Origin of the sequence: Allobosea sp., from assembly GCF_017308015.1 — a bacterium.
Lineage (GTDB): Bacteria > Pseudomonadota > Alphaproteobacteria > Rhizobiales > Beijerinckiaceae > Allobosea.
The window spans coordinates 489686-504020 of sequence record NZ_JAFKFW010000002.1; the positions used below are offsets into that span (position 1 = coordinate 489686).

A 14335-nucleotide genomic window follows, 5' to 3' on the forward strand; every position below is an offset into this window, starting at 1 on the left:
TCGGGGATTAATGCTGTTCCACCGTCGGTTTCCAGCCCGAGCCTGCCAATGCCCGCATCCGTTTCCAAGGAACTCGCCGACCTCGCTCGCCTGGCGCGCGAGGGCGGTCTCGACCTCAGCCCGATCTCCCTGCGGGTCAAGGCCGACCTGCTGCTCTCGACGCCGCAGCCCGCGTTCGGCGACCTCGCGGCCTTCAGCGAGATGGCCGAGGCATTGCTGCCGGGCATCGACGAGGCGACGGCCCTCATCCTGGCGCGAAAGCTCGCCGGCTGGCCGCATACGCCGGCACCGGTCCTGACCGGGCTCGCGGCCAAAGGCGGAAGGATTCTGGCGGAATTGCTGCGCCACGGCATGCCCGTGGCCGCGACCGAGATCGAACGCCTCGTCGAAACCGGCGATGAACCGATGCGGGCGGCCCTCGCCATCCGGGCGGACCTTACCGCCCAGGCCGTCATCATGCTGCTGTCGGATCAGAAGCCTGATCTCGACCGCGCGCTGATCGCCAATCACAATGCTCCGATGCCTCGCGCGGCCGTCGACACCCTGATCGCCCGTGCGCGCATCGAACCTTCCTATCGACCCGGATTGCTGGCGCGCCCAGATCTGTCCAATCTCGAGCTCGCGCCACTCTTCCTGCAGGCCAGTGCCGAGCGACGCCTCGCGATCCTCGAATCATTGATGGCACGCGAAGCGCTGCATCCCAGCGAGCGGCGAACGGCCCTGTCCGGGCCGGCCTTCGCCGGCTGGCTCGACCTCGCGGCCGAGGATCGCGACGCCGCCTTCGCCGCCATCGCCAACCATCTCGGCGGCGGCGCGGCACTCGCCGGTGCCCTCGCCGCCGATAGCTCGCGGGACCTCGCGGCGCTCGCGTTGACCGCTAGCGGCGCCACGGTCGAGGAAGCGACGCGCTTCCTGATCCGGCTCGGCGACGATGCGGCCCATTCGGTCGAGCGCATCTTCGCGCTCGTCGCGCTGATGCGCTCGGTCAGGCCCGCCATCGCTTTCCGCCTGACGATGCACATCGCCGGCACGACGGCGATGGCGCCTCAGCGCCGGAGTCAGCATCAGCCCGCGATGGATCCGAGCGGCACGCCGTCGCGCGCCGGCCAGGGCCGGCCGGAGGCGCCGCCGTCCCTGTCGGACGTTTTCGGAAAGATCGGGGCGAAGCGCGAGCGAGGCTGAACAGACGCGCTTGACTGGACCGGTCAGCTCTCGACGATCAGAAGTCGCGGATCACCGGCCCGATTCTCGATCTCGACCAGCCAGAGATCGCCGTCGAATCGCAGCTCCCGCTCGACACGGTCCTCGATCGCAAGGGGATCGGCATCGATCAGGAGCTGGAAGCGGCGCTCGCCGTCATCCGCGGCCAGCGCCTGCGGCGCCGGGCCATAGAGCGCGGCCGTACCGTCCAGGCGGTCCAGCTTGACGAAGACCGCGCCCGCCTCGCGAGCGCCGCGGCGGCGCAACACAGCCACAAGGCCGACAAGCCCCGCCTGCCGCAGATAGGCCGAGACCCAGAAATCGGAGGTCAGGCGCGCCATGCCGGGCGCCGCCGATCAGGTCCGCGGGGCTGCGGTTGAACGACCGGCCGACCTGACGTCCGCCGGCGGGCGCAGGTCGCCATTGATCAGGTCGGCTATGGGGTCACGCGCAGGAGCCGCGGCAGCGCGAGGCGCGGCCACCGGAGCCGGCGCGGTGGCGCGCGGCGCGGCCTGAACAGGGGCCGGCGGGCGGGGCTGGGCCTCGCGGGCGGACTGCGTCTGCGAAAGGGCGTTCGGCCGCGCCGGCGGACGAATCTCTTGCGCTGCGGGCGCCTCGGCGGCCGGAGCGGGTGCCGGCTCGGCCCGGCGCTCGGCCGTGGCCCGCGGCTGCGAGACCGGCGCAGGAGCGGAAAGCATCGGGGCCGGATGGCGCGCTTTCTGGAACATCAGCGCATTGGCGACGATGGCGAGAGAGACGATACCGAAAGCCAGCAAGACGAGCGCCCTGCCCGGCCGTTTGCCGGCGACGCGGGCGACCCGGCCGAGCCAGGAGGTCTTCCGGCGGGCCGGCCGGGCGGGGCGGCGCACCGGGGCGGACAGGGAAGCGCCGGAATGGGCGCGGGCGGCCATGGTCACGGACATCAGTCAGCTCGTCTTCAGGCGGTCAGGCGGAGAGGTTCTTTGGTGTCGAGGCCGCGGCGCGGGGCTCGGGCGAAAGTCACGATCTTGGCAGGCTGTTCGACACTGTCGGCACCGGCGGCCGGCAAGCGGACGGAGACGCGCGTGCCGATGCCCGGCGCGCTCTCGACCGTCAGGCGGCCGCCATGCAGGCCTACGAGCCCACGCACGACAGAGAGGCCGAGGCCGGTGCCCTCATGGGGCCGGTCATAGGCACCCTTGGCCTGGAAGAAGGGATCACCCAGCCGCGGCAGGTCGGCAGCCGCGATGCCGATGCCGGTGTCGGAGACGGAAAGGTCGATCGTATCGCCGTCGCGTACGACGGCAAGCGTCACCCGCCCGCCGGCAGGCGTGAACTTGATGGCGTTGGACAGGAGGTTGAGCACGACCTGCTTCAGCGCGCGCCGATCGCCTTCCATAGCCGGGAGGCCCGGGCCGACCACACGCTCCAGCGCGATGTCGCCAGTCTCGGCACGCAGGGCCATCAACGCACAGCAATCCTGCGCCACCGCGGCGAGGTCGAGCGGCTCGCGCTCGATGGTCATCGCGCCGCTCTCGATCTTGGAGATGTCCAGCAGCGTATTCACGACATCGAGCAGGTGATGGCCGGAGGCATGGATGATGCGGGCATATTCGAGGCGCTTCTGCGCATCGAGCCAGCCATTATCCTCGGCGCTCAGCATCTCGGAAAAGCCGATGATCGCGTTCAGCGGCGTGCGCAACTCGTGGCTCACCGTCGCCAGGAACTGGCCTTTGATATCGTTCGCGCGCAGGGCCTCGGCATGACCGCGCTCGCGGATTTCCTCGACAGCCCGGCGCTGGGTCACGTCGCGCATCACGCAGACCACGGCGGCGCCATCCGCAGCCGCAGCGCCGGCAACGCGGCAGGCCTGCATCTCCAGCCAAAGCGAGACCGGCAGGCGGGCTTCGCCCGTGCCCTCGCGCGGCACGAAGAGCGTGCGGAAACAGGCAGTGACGCCCTCCTCGCCATGGGCGGCATCGCTCAGCGCCTTCAGGAAGAGCGGCCGGTCAGCGATGTGGACGCGCTCGAACAGACCGCGCCCGAGCAATTCGCGCGGGTCGGCGCCGGCCAGCGCGCGCGCCGCGGCGTTGGCGAAAACGACGGCCCCGCTGGCGTCGTGCCAGGTGACGAGATCGCCGACATGATCGAGCAGGAGCTGCGAGCGCGCGTCGGCGATCCGCTGCTCGCGCTCCTCGACATGGCGCCGACGCAGCAGGACAGCGGTCACGACCAGCGCCTGAGCAAGGGCGGACATCGCCAGAAGCGGCACGGCATCGCCGGTCCACGGCCTGGGTTCGGCAAACAAGCCGAGCCACTGCAATCCGATGGCCGCGAACAGCGCAGCCACCGCAATCCAGCCGGCCCGCAGCATGAAGTCACGCGAACCGAAAAGCGCCGCCTCCACCGGCACCACCGCCAGCCAGAGCAGGAGGGGCGAGGACATGCCGCCGGTCGCGCCTGCCAGCGCCACGATGAAGAGGGAGAGCGCGGCTGAAGACAGCGCGTGCGCCGCGTCGAGACGACCGGTGCGGGAGACCAGCGCCACGGAGAAAACCGCGAGCGCGGCGGCGGCGATCATCGCGGCCTCGAAGGCGCCCGGCGCACCGCGCCAGGCCAGATAGGCTGGAGCGAGGCCGAGCATGCCCCCGCCAACGAGCAGGCGCGACAGAACGAAACGTTCGTGACGCTGCCGTTCCGCCGGGTCCGGCTGCACCGATGCATGCACCAGTGCCGCCGCCTGTGTCCTCAGTGCTGTGATCGCCATACGGAACGCAACGCCTTACTCTCGCGGATATCCCCATCCGCTCGACGCATCTCGCCACGGCGGATTTAAGCGGGGCTTAAGGCGAAGGAGGACGAAAGGCATCGCCGAATCGAGACGCTGCATTTTCCGACGATTTTTCATGTAGTTATCTAAAATTCGCTCGATTTCCCGACAGCTCGCGATGTTGGCGGCAAGGTGAACGGAAACTGAAGATCGCCTGCGGCATTCGACTCGCATTTGAGTGTTCCAAATGACGCGATTTTTCGAGATCCCGGTCTAGGTTGCTTTCGCGGCGCATCGAAAAGCGCCGACGACGGAGACCGACATGGCCCATCTGCTGCGCAAGATCGCGATCATCGGCCTGATCGCGGTGAATTCGCCGGTCCACAGCGGCAAGCCCGCTGATGCCGACCTGCCGCAGGCCGCAAGGCAGGCCACCGAGACAGCCAGGTCCGAGATGCGCAACGTCGCCGGAAGCCTGACGGCAGCGCGCGAGGCGGCCGAAATCCTGGCGGGAATGGATCCAGTCCTGCGCGAGCGCATCCTGCACGCCGCCGCGTCAGCAGTCGTCGGAAAACCGAGCACGCCGCGCTGAATGCTTGACGCCTCCCCGCAATCGCGGGAAGAGCCCGGGCATGACCACCAACCTCGACGACATCGTCGCGAATTTCGAACTGCTCGACGAGTGGGACGATCGCTATCGCTACCTCATCGAACTCGGCAAGAGCCTCGAGCCCCTGCCCGAGGCGGATCACATCGACGCCAACAAGGTGCGGGGCTGCGCGAGCCAAGTCTGGCTCGTATCCCATCGCGAGGAGGGCAGCGGGGCGCAGACCAGGCTTCGTTTCGTCGGCGACAGCGACGCCCATATCGTGCGCGGGCTTGTGGCGCTGGCGTTGGCGATCTTCTCCGGGCGCGAAGCATCCGATATTCTCGCGACCGACGCCTTCGCCATTTATGAGCGCCTCGGCCTCGCTGCCCATCTCACGCCGCAGCGCTCGAACGGCGTGCGCGCGATGATCGACCGGATCAAGCGTGACGCCCAGGCGGCCGTCGGGGCCTGAACGCCGTCAGCCGGTCGCCGGGAATTCGCTCGGCCGGGCATCCGATGCCTGCCAGCTCCGCGTCCGGCGCCGCCGAGCAGCGCGATCCAGTCCATAATGGGTCACCAGCGCCCCCAGTGCCACCCGCAGCACGACCTTGGCCGAACGCGGCGGCCAGCGACGCTCCTTCTCGACGAGATCGAGTCCCTTGAGAAAGCCACAGATATCGATCGCGAGGCCCGAAAGCTCGGGCCCCAGCCGGGCGCAGGCGAGCCTCACGCGCTGGCGTGCGGCGACCGCGGTGTCGGACGAGCCGGCGATATCACGCGGGCCGGCTCCCGCCTGTTCAGGGGCGAACGCCGCATCCCAGTTCATCGTCGTGCGCGGCAGCATGCCAGCCAGGGTGATGTCGGCCCGGAAGCGCTCGCCCGCCGCGAATTCATCACTGCTGATTTGCGGCCTGCCGCCCTTTCCAGCGCGGCGATACAACCAGAGCAGCGGGCTCTCGCGATTGTCCATCGCGGGGGTTGACGGCGCATCCGCCCCGGATTGTGCCTTCTTGGCCGCGGAAGAACCCGGCGCGGATGGCACGAGCCCGAGCCGAGCCGGTTTCGTGTCTTTCGACCAGGAGACGAGGCCCTCGGCCTGCAGGGACTGCACCGTTTCCGCCGAGACATAGCCGGCGCCGAGGCTCGTGCCGTTCACGGTACGGAAGAGCGCGATGCGGCCACAGCCCAGCGGCGAATCCAAGCCGTAGCATCCGGGCCCGGCGAGGTGCTTCAGCAGGCGGCCGGCCTCGTTGCTTGCGATCTCGACGGTCATCGGCGAATCTCCACGGGCGGTTCGACCAATCTCGCCATCATCGCCAGAAGTGCGGCCTCCAGCGCCGCAAGGCCGAATTCGAGGGCAGGATCGTCGCGGCGGTCCTCGATCAGAGCGCAGGCATAACGAACGGTCGTGCGGTCGCGGCCGAAACAGATGCCGACGCGGGTGAGACTGAGTCCGAAGGCGACATGGGCGAGATACATCGCGGTCTGCCGGGCCAGCGCGATCGATTTCCTGCCCCGGCTCGCAGCGCGCAGGCCGGCCAGCGGAATGCGGATCGCGGCAACGATTGCCGCTTCCGCCAGTCGCGCCCCGGCGGTCGCGTGCAAGGCCACATGCAATTTGTCACACGCAATGTTCATGTTATGTTCCTATTTAAGCGCCGCCATTTCCGAAGGCGCCGCATGAATAGGATTATATTCTTATAACCTGAATGGCAAGCGGGAGCAGGGTTTATCCCCGCTCCTCCCTCCGCAAGGCGCGCAAGAAAAAAGCCACCGAGATCGTCGGCGGCTTTTTCTACACGGCGGCGCGTTCATTCCGCGCCGGGCCGATCACTCAGCGGCGCTTGCGGCGCTGCTGGCCCAGACCCATTTTCTTCGCCAGTTGAGAGCGCGCCTCGGCATAGTTCGGCGCGACCATCGGATAGTCCGGCGGCAGGCCCCACTTCTCGCGATACTGCTCGGGCGACATGTTGTACTGCGTGCGCAGGTGCCGCTTCAGCGACTTGAACTTCTTGCCGTCCTCAAGGCAGATCAGGAAATCGGCCGTGATCGACTTCTTGACTGGAATCGCCGGCTTGGGAGCCTCGACCTGAACCACCGGTGCAGCGCCACCGATCACGCGGCTCAGCGCCGAGTGAACTTCGCTGATCAGAGCCGGCAGATCGGAGGCAGGCACGGAATTGTTGGAGACATAAGCGGAAACGATATCCGCCGTCAGTTCGATGAAATCCGCTCCGTCGTTCTCGGTCATGGCGATGTCTCTCCTTATCGTTCTTGGTAGCGATTTGCGCTGATCGTCCACCGCCTCGTATCCGATAGCCTGATTAATATTACCAATAGTGGGTCAAGCACCATCGGCTCAGAATCGGACAACGCGGACTGATCAAGATATGCGTTTATTCGATACCGTTTATTCGTGCAAGTCAGCAATTCCCAACAATTGATGAATGCAAAGCTCAACAATTCGCCGGCAGGAATTTGCGTTGAACTGAACGACGAAATCAAATCCGTAGCGTCCCCGCTATCTTGCAAGCTGTTGCCGCCACCTCTACCTGTCGGCTCCCAATGCCGGAGATCGCCATGCGCCTGGATCAGAACTCTCGCTCCTCAAGCACTGCAGCAGGCCGGCGCCGCCGCGTGCCGGCTCCGCCGAGAGCCCAGATCCGCTCGACGGAAAAACAGATCCACGGCGTCACGCTGCGCGACGACTATGACTGGTTGCGCGCCGCCAACTGGAAGGACGTCCTGCGCGAGCCCGACGTCCTCCCCGCCGATATCCGCCGCTATCTCGAGGCCGAGAACGCCTATTGCAAGGCCCTGATGGGGCCGACCCGGGCGTTGCAGAAGGAGCTGGTCAAGGAGATGCGCGGGCGGATCAAGGAAGACGATTCGAGCGTACCGCAGCCCGATGGGCCGTTCCTGTACTATTCGCGCTACCGCAAAGGCGCGGAGCATCCCCTGATCTGCCGCAAGCCGCGCAGCAAGGCGGACGGAAGCGGACGGGCGGGCGAACAGATCATGCTCGATGCCGACGCACTGGCAGATGGCAAGGATTTCTTCGATCTCGGCGATGCAGAGCACAGTCCCGATCACCGTCTGCTCGCCTGGAGCGCCGACGAGGCCGGCTCGGAACTGCACACGATCCACGTCCGCGACCTGGAGACCGGCGGCGCCCTGCCGGACCTCGTCAAGGACACGACCGGCGAGATCATCTGGGCCCGCGACTCCCGCTCGTTCTTCTACGTCGCGCTCGATGACGACCATCGCCCGTCACGGGTGAAACGTCACCGGCTGGGAGAGCCCGCCGAGACTGACGAATTGCTGCACGACGAGGCCGATGCCGGCATGTTCGTCGATATCGACAAGACCCAGTCCGGCCGCTTCCTGCTGATCACGATCAGCGATCACGAGACCTCGGAAACGCGCATCCTCGATCTCGACCGGCCGGAGGCGCAGCCGATGCTCGTCGCGGCGCGCGATCCGGGGCGCCAGTACAGCATCGAACATCACGGCGATGTATTCGCGATCCTGACCAATGCGGACGGCGCCGAAGACTTCAAGATCGTCACGGCCCCCGTAGATGCGCCCGATCCGGCGAACTGGCGCGATCTGATCGCACACAAGCAGGGGCGCCTGATCCTCGACCATATCTGCCTGAAGGGGCGCCTGATCCGGCTGGAGCGCGAGGACGGACTGCCGCGCATCGTCATCCGCGATCTCTCCCAAGGCGCGGAGAGCAGCATCGCCTTCGACGAGGAGGCATACGGCCTCGGCATGGATGCGGGCTACGAATTCGAGACGAATACGCTGCGCTTCATCTACGCCTCGATGGCGAGGCCCGCCGAAACCTATGACTACGACCTCGACACCAGCGCGAGAACCTTGCTGAAGCGGCAAGAAGTGCCCTCCGGCCATGATCCGGCCAGCTACAAGGTACGCCGCATCTTCGCCACTGCATCGGACGGCGCGCGCGTGCCGATCTCGATCCTGCATCGGGCCGATCTCGTGCTCGATGGCAGCGCGCCCTGCCTGCTCTACGGGTACGGCTCCTACGGCTCTGCGATGTCGGCCTCGTTCCGCACGCGACCGCTCAGCCTGGTCGATCGCGGCTTCGTCTATGCGATCGCGCATGTGCGCGGGGGCACCGACAAGGGCTGGCGCTGGTATCTCGACGGCAAGCGCGAGAACAAGCGCAACACCTTCACCGATTTCATCGCCGTCGCGGAGGCGCTGGCCGATACCGGCTTCACCGGTCGCGGGCGCATCGTCGCCGAGGGCGGCAGCGCCGGCGGCATGCTGATGGGCGCGGCCGCCAACATGGCGCCGGAGCTCTTCGCCGGCATCGTCGCCGAAGTACCTTTCGTCGACGTGCTCAATACGATCCTGGACGACACCCTGCCGCTGACCCCACCGGAATGGCCGGAATGGGGCGACCCGATCCGGGATGCGAAGGCGTTCGAGACGATCCGCAGCTACTCGCCCTATGACAACGTCACAGCGCAAACTTATCCGCCGATCCTCGCCATGGCGGGGCTCACCGATCCGCGCGTGACCTACTGGGAACCGGCGAAATGGGTCGCGCGATTGCGCGCGACGATGACCGGCGGCGGGCCTGTGTTGCTGCACACCAATATGGAAGCCGGCCATGCCGGATCAGCCGGGCGCTTCGACTCGTTGAAGGAGACGGCGCTGGCCTACGCTTTCGCCATCCATACGGTCGGCGAGGGCTGGGATGCGGCAAAGGGCGACTGATCAGACGCCCAGCCGGCTCTTTTCGCTGGCTAGATAGACCTTGAGTTCATCCATCGAGGCGAAGCTGTATTCGCCGTCGGGCGTACGCGCCCGGATTGAGCCGTCGGCGAAGATAGTGAAATGTGCGTCGCCGACCTGATAGGCGCCGACGATGCCCTCGTCCGAAGCGGCGCGAGCCTCCGGGACGGCCGGCGCATCCTCGGCCGGCGGCTCGGCGGGTTCCGCCTGAACGGCCACCGGCTCCGCCTCCGGGCTCCCGGCATCCGGCCGTTCACCCTGATGCGGCGGCTCGGCGGCGCCGGCCATCGCCGCAGCCTCGGCCGCGTCGTTCACGGGCTCCCCCGGAGCGTCGAAGGCATGAGCCTCAGTGCGCGGCGGCCAGACCAGAGGCTCCGCTTCGGCGGCAGCCTGTTCCTCGGCCGGCGGCGTGTCGAGCCAGGGTTCACGGCGCGGCGACGCGCGATCCATCCAGGATTCCGCCGCAGCGAAAGGATCCGGCTCCGGGGAGAAGGATGGCTCGATGCGGCCGGCTCCGGGTTCCGGCTCGTTCAAATGCCCGGCAAGGCTCGCACGCAGGGCGCTGAACTCGTCGAGTTCGTCGTCTGTATGGATCCCAACCAATGTTTCCGCCGTCTCGTCATGCCGCGCCGGCTGTTCGTCTCCAACGTGCTCATCCGAGGCCTGATCGTCGACAGGCACCTGCCCGTCATGCTGTCTGAAGGCCCAATCCTCATCCGAAAGCCGTATTCTGGCCGGGGCGGGTTCGACCGGCTCATGCGCTTCGGCCTCGATCTCGGCCGGCATTTCAGCCGGCTTCTCAGACGGCGCCGATAGCTCTTCCGGTGGCGTCGAAAGCGCTTCGTCGAACATGTCGGGCAGCGGCTCGGCCGTTTCGACCGGGGCTGGAAAGGACTGCTGAGCGTCCTCGGGCTCATGCCCGGCAACCGGCTCCTGGTCCTCAAGGCTGCGCGTCACGAGCGCGCCGAACAGGTCCCTGTCCCCGGACGCGGGCGGCTCCTCGGCGGATGCACCGGCCTTCTCATCGTCGGAAGACGGCAGCGCATGTGCAAGGGCACCCGTCGCCATTGCGCCGGCCACCGCACCGAGCGCAGCCGGAGCTGCCTTGTCCGAGAAGGACGGGAGTTCAGGCCGCACAGGCATGACCGGCTGCGGCTCCGTCGGCACAGCCGCCGGAACCGGCTCCTCCGGACGGAACGCCATTGCTTCGACCAGTGCGCGCCGGGTCGCCTTGACTTCCTTCAGGACCCAGGCAAGCGACAGCATGACCAGGCCGGCGCTGCTCGCGATCGAGCCGATGATGACCTGCGTGAAGCCGCGCTCAAGCACGAGATAGGGCCAGCCGTCATAGACAGCGTAGCCGCCTCCGCCTAACAAAAGCAGGCCCAGAACAGTAAAAATCGCGATCAATTCAGTATCCTTGGCAGGGCCGTGCCAGCGCTGGGCTGAGGCGACCGTCGCGTGATTATCTAACGTATTGAATAAGGGAGAGTTTCCAATCCAGGCCGCTTAGAGCGAGAAATCTGGCGCGATTGTGGCGACCTGTCGAGAAGACATATGCTTTTCGCAGCCGGAGCGGTTGTCGACCGGCGCGGAGACGCTTAACTATCGCAGGGAATGACAGGGCCGCCACGGCCCCGCCTGCCCCGGGCAGGCCATTCTCATTTCAAGCGATTTCACAGCCCGAGGAGAGGCCTGATGTCCTTTACCCTTCCCGATCTTCCCTACGCGCATGATGCGCTCCAGCCCTTCATGTCGAAGGAGACGCTCGAGTACCATCACGACAAGCACCATCTCGCCTACGTGACCAACGGCAACAATGCCATCAAGGGCACGGAGTTCGAGGGCAAATCGCTGGAGGAGATCGTCAAGGGCTCCTACGGCAAGAACCCGGCCGTCTTCAACAATGCCGGCCAGCATTACAACCACCTCCATTTCTGGAAGTGGATGAAGCCGAATGGCGGCGGCAAGATTCCGGGCGCGCTCGAGAAGGCGATCGTCGACTCGTTCGGCTCGGTCGACAAGTTCAAGGAAGACTTCGTCGCCGCCGGCGTCGGCCAGTTCGGCTCGGGCTGGGCCTGGCTCGAGGTCAAGGGCGGCAAGCTCGCCGTCAGCAAGACCCCGAACGGCGAGAGCCCGCTCGTCCATGGCGCCACACCGATCCTGGGCGTCGACGTCTGGGAGCACTCCTACTACATCGACTACCGCAACCGTCGCCCCGACTATCTCAAGGCCTTCCTGGAGAGCCTGGTTAACTGGGACTACGTGGCCGAACGCTTCGACGCCGCCAAGTAATCGACCGATAGTGGATACGAAAACGGGGCCTCACGGCCCCGTTTTTTATTGTCTCGTCCGTGGCTCCCTCAGGCGGCGACGTTGCGGAGAAACTGGTCGACGGTCGAATCCAGACGCTGCGCCTGACCTGCGACCTCGCCAGCCGCGCCACGCACCTGCTCGGCCGAACGACCGGTTTCCTCGACGCTGTCGGCCAGCACGCTGAGGTCGCTCGATACCGAGAGGGCCGAGGTGCTCGCCATGGCAACGCCGCTGGCAATCTCGCCGGTCGCGATGGCCTGCTGCTCGATCGAGGCGGCGACCGAGTTCGCAAATTTCTCGATGGCGTTCATGCGCTCGGCGATATTCTGGATGGAGCCGACGACCTGGCCGGTCGCTCCCTGGATCGCGGCGACCTGCGCCACGATCCGGTCGGTCGCGTCAGCGGTCTGGGCCGCCAGAGATTTGACCTCCGAGGCCACGACCGCGAAGCCGCGGCCCGCCTCGCCCGCACGCGCCGCCTCGATGGTGGCGTTGAGGGCGAGCAGATTGGTCTGGGAGGCGATGTCGCGGATCAGATTGACGACCTCCCCGATGGCGCGGGCTGTCTCGTCGAGCGCCTGCACGGAACCCGCCGTATCGCGCGAGACGGAGGCAGCCTCGACGATCTCGGTGCGGACGCGGCGGACCTGGAACTCGACCTCGCGAATGGCCGCCCCCATCTCTTCGGCAGCCTGCGCGGCATTCTCGACGTTGCCCGACGCGCCATGGGCATTGTCGGCGGCACGCGCTGCGCGCTCGGAGGATTCGGCGGCGACGTGGGCAAGTCCGTCGGAGGCCTCACGCATGCGCTCGGCATTGCTCTTGAACGCTTCCAGCGCGAGACCAACCTCGGAGCGGAACAGGGTGATCGCATGGTCGACGCTCTGCTGGCGCGAGCGCCGCTCGATCTCGGCCACGCTCTGCTTCTCCTCCAGGGTCGCACGCTCGGCGAGGCGGACCTTGAGGACGCTGAGCGCGCGAGCGATCGCACCGATCTCATCGCTCCGGTCCAATGCGTCGATCGGCGTCGAGAGATTGCCATCGGAGATGCTGACGATCGCCTTGGTCATACTGCGCAGCGGCCGCATCGCCCGCGACAGCGAGAACCAGAGCACCGGACCGAGCACGAGCAGGATGAGCAGGCCGAACCCCATGGTCACGAACTGCTCCCAGGCGGCGCGCGCCACCAGGCGCGACTTGTCGAAGCGCAGCGCGACATAGCCGATCTGCGAATGCTGGGTGCCGACGCGCACGGCATGGAGCTTCGTCAGGTAAGTATCGTCCTCGATATCGATCTCGGTCCGGCTCTCCAGCGCCTTCCAGGGCTGTTCGCCGATCGCGGCGGCCAGCCAACGCGGTGTCAGCGACAGGCGGGCTTCCATGGTACGCCCCGCAGAGGCCAGAGCGACGATATCATCCCCGACGATGCCCGCATCGAAATCGGGGTCGCGTTCCAGCGAAGCGAGAATGGACCCTAGCGTACTGTTGTCCCGCGACAGGATCAGGGACGGCGCGGCGTTGACCACCATCAAGGTCAGTGCCGTGACCCTCTGATCGAGATCGGCACGTGTGCGGGCGTCATTGTAACGGGCGACCGCCAGCACCACCAAGATGATCGCGACAGCAACGATCGCGACTGCGGCCATGGCGATCTGCCGGCTGAGCGAGCCCAGGCCCTGCCCGCCCGGCTGCGCCGGCTCTCCCGCCCCGGCGGCGCGCCTGAACACCCTCATCGAGCCGATCATCTCCGAAACCGGCGCATGCTTCTGCAAGGAGCGGCGCCTCCAATTCGCCGCCACAATGACCGAATCCGGTAAACAAATCGCTTGCGGTAGCCGCTCGCGCTCAGCCTTCCAACGCGCCGAAACGGCTCAGCGGCAAGCCTCGCGGCGGCACGAAGGTAGCGATCGCGGCGTGCTCGACGGGGCGCGACGCGACAACGGGATCGAGCGTGGCGAGTTCGTCATCGAGGAAGCCCGGATGGCACATCACGAGATGGCATGGCCCCGGCGCGATCAGGAAGCTGGTCAGGTCAGCAGCGAAATCCCGCTGCGGATCGAACGGCGCCACACCGGAAAAGCCGCGGTTGACGCGCAGGCCCCGCTTCAGCGCCGCACTGCGGAAGCCGGTGGCGAGGCCCGCGATGACCAAGGCCTTGCCGACAGCCACGCCCCGCGCGCGAATCGCGGAAAGACGATCCGCCGGATCGCGCACATAAAGAGAGCCTGCCGGATAGCGCCGGGCCAAGGTATCGAGCAGCACGTGCCGCACGCCGGGCAGCACATGCACGTGCTGGTGACCATCGACGAAATCCGGCGACCGGCCGAGAGCATCCTCGAAGGCGTCGAGCTGGCGCACGATCTCCACCGCGATATCCGCACGCGCCGCGGGGGAAACCGCGGCGGCACGCGCAACCGCCTTCAAGCCCGGGAGGGCACCGGCGGGAGCAAGCCGCGGCATGGCCGAAAGCGGCGCGGCACAGGTCAGGTTGAGATGCAGCCCGAGATCGGCCCTGCCGGCGAAGGCGCCGAGCTCCGGTGCCAGCCGGCGCCAGTGCGGACGATTGGTCATCGCGCCCGTTGCGGTGAGTTTGCCGCGCTCGAGAAGGTCCAGGATCGCGCGGCTGACGCCGTCCGTCAGGGCGAAATCATCGGCGCACAGGATGAAGCCCTTCGCCATCGCGCGTGTCGTTCCTCGTTGACCCGGCTCGC

Annotated in this window: 14 protein-coding genes; 5 read left to right on the forward strand and 9 right to left on the reverse strand. The window is 66.9% G+C overall.

Annotated features, from left to right (window positions below):
- The first annotated feature begins 48 nt into the window (after positions 1-48).
- A complete protein-coding gene (locus J0I42_RS02335; RefSeq protein WP_291652375.1) occupies positions 49-1182 on the forward strand; it encodes a DUF2336 domain-containing protein in 1134 nt (377 codons plus the stop codon).
- Between the two features lie 23 nt (positions 1183-1205).
- Here the strand turns inward: J0I42_RS02335 and J0I42_RS02340 are convergent, their stop codons facing one another.
- From J0I42_RS02340 to J0I42_RS02350, 3 genes are read right to left on the reverse strand one after another with little or no spacing between them, the layout of a single operon-like run.
- Positions 1206-1541, reverse strand: a complete 336-nt coding sequence (locus tag J0I42_RS02340; RefSeq protein WP_291652377.1) for a DUF1491 family protein — start codon at positions 1539-1541, stop codon at positions 1206-1208.
- Between the two features lie 15 nt (positions 1542-1556).
- Positions 1557-2123 carry a hypothetical protein gene (locus J0I42_RS02345; RefSeq protein WP_291652379.1) on the reverse strand — a complete coding sequence of 189 codons (567 nt, stop codon included), beginning with the start codon at positions 2121-2123 and terminating at the stop codon, positions 1557-1559.
- Between the two features lie 14 nt (positions 2124-2137).
- Entirely contained in the window at positions 2138-3946 is a 1809-nt protein-coding gene (locus tag J0I42_RS02350; protein WP_291652381.1) for a PAS domain-containing sensor histidine kinase, read from the reverse strand.
- Positions 3947-4271: 325 nt separating this feature from the next.
- Here J0I42_RS02350 and J0I42_RS02355 point away from each other — a divergent pair, with 325 nt between their 5' ends.
- Entirely contained in the window at positions 4272-4541 is a 270-nt protein-coding gene (locus J0I42_RS02355; protein ID WP_291652383.1) for a hypothetical protein, read from the forward strand.
- 40 nt (positions 4542-4581) lie between these two features.
- A complete protein-coding gene (locus tag J0I42_RS02360) occupies positions 4582-5010 on the forward strand; it encodes a SufE family protein (protein WP_291652384.1) in 429 nt (142 codons plus the stop codon).
- A gap of 6 nt (positions 5011-5016) precedes the next feature.
- On the opposite strand, the gene J0I42_RS02365 is transcribed toward J0I42_RS02360, so the two are convergent.
- The 3 genes from J0I42_RS02365 to J0I42_RS02375 all read right to left on the reverse strand — a co-directional run bounded on the left by J0I42_RS02365 (position 5017) and on the right by J0I42_RS02375 (position 6789).
- On the reverse strand, positions 5017-5811 hold the full coding sequence (locus J0I42_RS02365; RefSeq protein WP_291652387.1) for a DUF6456 domain-containing protein: 795 nt from the start codon (positions 5809-5811) through the stop codon (positions 5017-5019).
- Complete coding sequence (locus J0I42_RS02370) at positions 5808-6176, reverse strand: helix-turn-helix domain-containing protein (RefSeq protein ID WP_291652389.1); 369 nt, start codon at positions 6174-6176, stop codon at positions 5808-5810. The genes J0I42_RS02365 and J0I42_RS02370 overlap by 4 nt, the downstream gene beginning before the upstream one ends.
- Positions 6177-6372: 196 nt before the next feature.
- Positions 6373-6789, reverse strand: a complete 417-nt coding sequence (locus tag J0I42_RS02375) for a Ros/MucR family transcriptional regulator (protein WP_291652391.1) — start codon at positions 6787-6789, stop codon at positions 6373-6375.
- Between the two features lie 329 nt (positions 6790-7118).
- Here J0I42_RS02375 and J0I42_RS02380 point away from each other — a divergent pair, with 329 nt between their 5' ends.
- On the forward strand, positions 7119-9290 hold the full coding sequence (locus J0I42_RS02380) for a S9 family peptidase (protein ID WP_291652393.1): 2172 nt from the start codon (positions 7119-7121) through the stop codon (positions 9288-9290).
- Here the strand turns inward: J0I42_RS02380 and J0I42_RS02385 are convergent, their stop codons facing one another.
- Positions 9291-10718 (reverse strand): hypothetical protein, encoded by a 1428-nt coding sequence (locus J0I42_RS02385; RefSeq protein ID WP_291652395.1) that lies wholly within the window; start codon positions 10716-10718, stop codon positions 9291-9293. It lies immediately after the preceding gene.
- A gap of 288 nt (positions 10719-11006) precedes the next feature.
- Here J0I42_RS02385 and J0I42_RS02390 point away from each other — a divergent pair, with 288 nt between their 5' ends.
- Complete coding sequence (locus J0I42_RS02390; protein WP_257732534.1) at positions 11007-11603, forward strand: superoxide dismutase; 597 nt, start codon at positions 11007-11009, stop codon at positions 11601-11603.
- Between the two features lie 68 nt (positions 11604-11671).
- On the opposite strand, the gene J0I42_RS02395 is transcribed toward J0I42_RS02390, so the two are convergent.
- Both J0I42_RS02395 and J0I42_RS02400 read right to left on the reverse strand, forming a co-directional pair.
- Positions 11672-13396 (reverse strand): methyl-accepting chemotaxis protein, encoded by a 1725-nt coding sequence (locus tag J0I42_RS02395; protein WP_291652398.1) that lies wholly within the window; start codon positions 13394-13396, stop codon positions 11672-11674.
- A 73-nt stretch (positions 13397-13469) separates the two neighbouring features.
- Entirely contained in the window at positions 13470-14303 is an 834-nt protein-coding gene (locus J0I42_RS02400) for a ChbG/HpnK family deacetylase (protein ID WP_291652400.1), read from the reverse strand.
- Positions 14304-14335: the final 32 nt, after the last annotated feature.

Bases quoted from the DNA above. Each gene is read 5' to 3' on its own strand.
- J0I42_RS02340 (WP_291652377.1), bottom strand. From the start codon at position 1,541: ATGGCGCGCCTGACCTCCGATTTCTGGGTCTCGGCCTATCTGCGGCAG.
- J0I42_RS02360 (WP_291652384.1), top strand. From the start codon at position 4,582: ATGACCACCAACCTCGACGACATCGTCGCGAATTTCGAACTGCTCGAC.
- J0I42_RS02390 (WP_257732534.1), top strand. From the start codon at position 11,007: ATGTCCTTTACCCTTCCCGATCTTCCCTACGCGCATGATGCGCTCCAG.
- J0I42_RS02375 (WP_291652391.1), bottom strand. From the start codon at position 6,789: ATGACCGAGAACGACGGAGCGGATTTCATCGAACTGACGGCGGATATC.
- J0I42_RS02370 (WP_291652389.1), bottom strand. From the start codon at position 6,176: ATGAACATTGCGTGTGACAAATTGCATGTGGCCTTGCACGCGACCGCC.
- J0I42_RS02355 (WP_291652383.1), top strand. From the start codon at position 4,272: ATGGCCCATCTGCTGCGCAAGATCGCGATCATCGGCCTGATCGCGGTG.
- J0I42_RS02400 (WP_291652400.1), bottom strand. From the start codon at position 14,303: ATGGCGAAGGGCTTCATCCTGTGCGCCGATGATTTCGCCCTGACGGAC.
- J0I42_RS02350 (WP_291652381.1), bottom strand. From the start codon at position 3,946: ATGGCGATCACAGCACTGAGGACACAGGCGGCGGCACTGGTGCATGCA.
- J0I42_RS02365 (WP_291652387.1), bottom strand. From the start codon at position 5,811: ATGACCGTCGAGATCGCAAGCAACGAGGCCGGCCGCCTGCTGAAGCAC.
- J0I42_RS02335 (WP_291652375.1), top strand. From the start codon at position 49: ATGCCCGCATCCGTTTCCAAGGAACTCGCCGACCTCGCTCGCCTGGCG.
- J0I42_RS02345 (WP_291652379.1), bottom strand. From the start codon at position 2,123: ATGTCCGTGACCATGGCCGCCCGCGCCCATTCCGGCGCTTCCCTGTCC.
- J0I42_RS02380 (WP_291652393.1), top strand. From the start codon at position 7,119: ATGCGCCTGGATCAGAACTCTCGCTCCTCAAGCACTGCAGCAGGCCGG.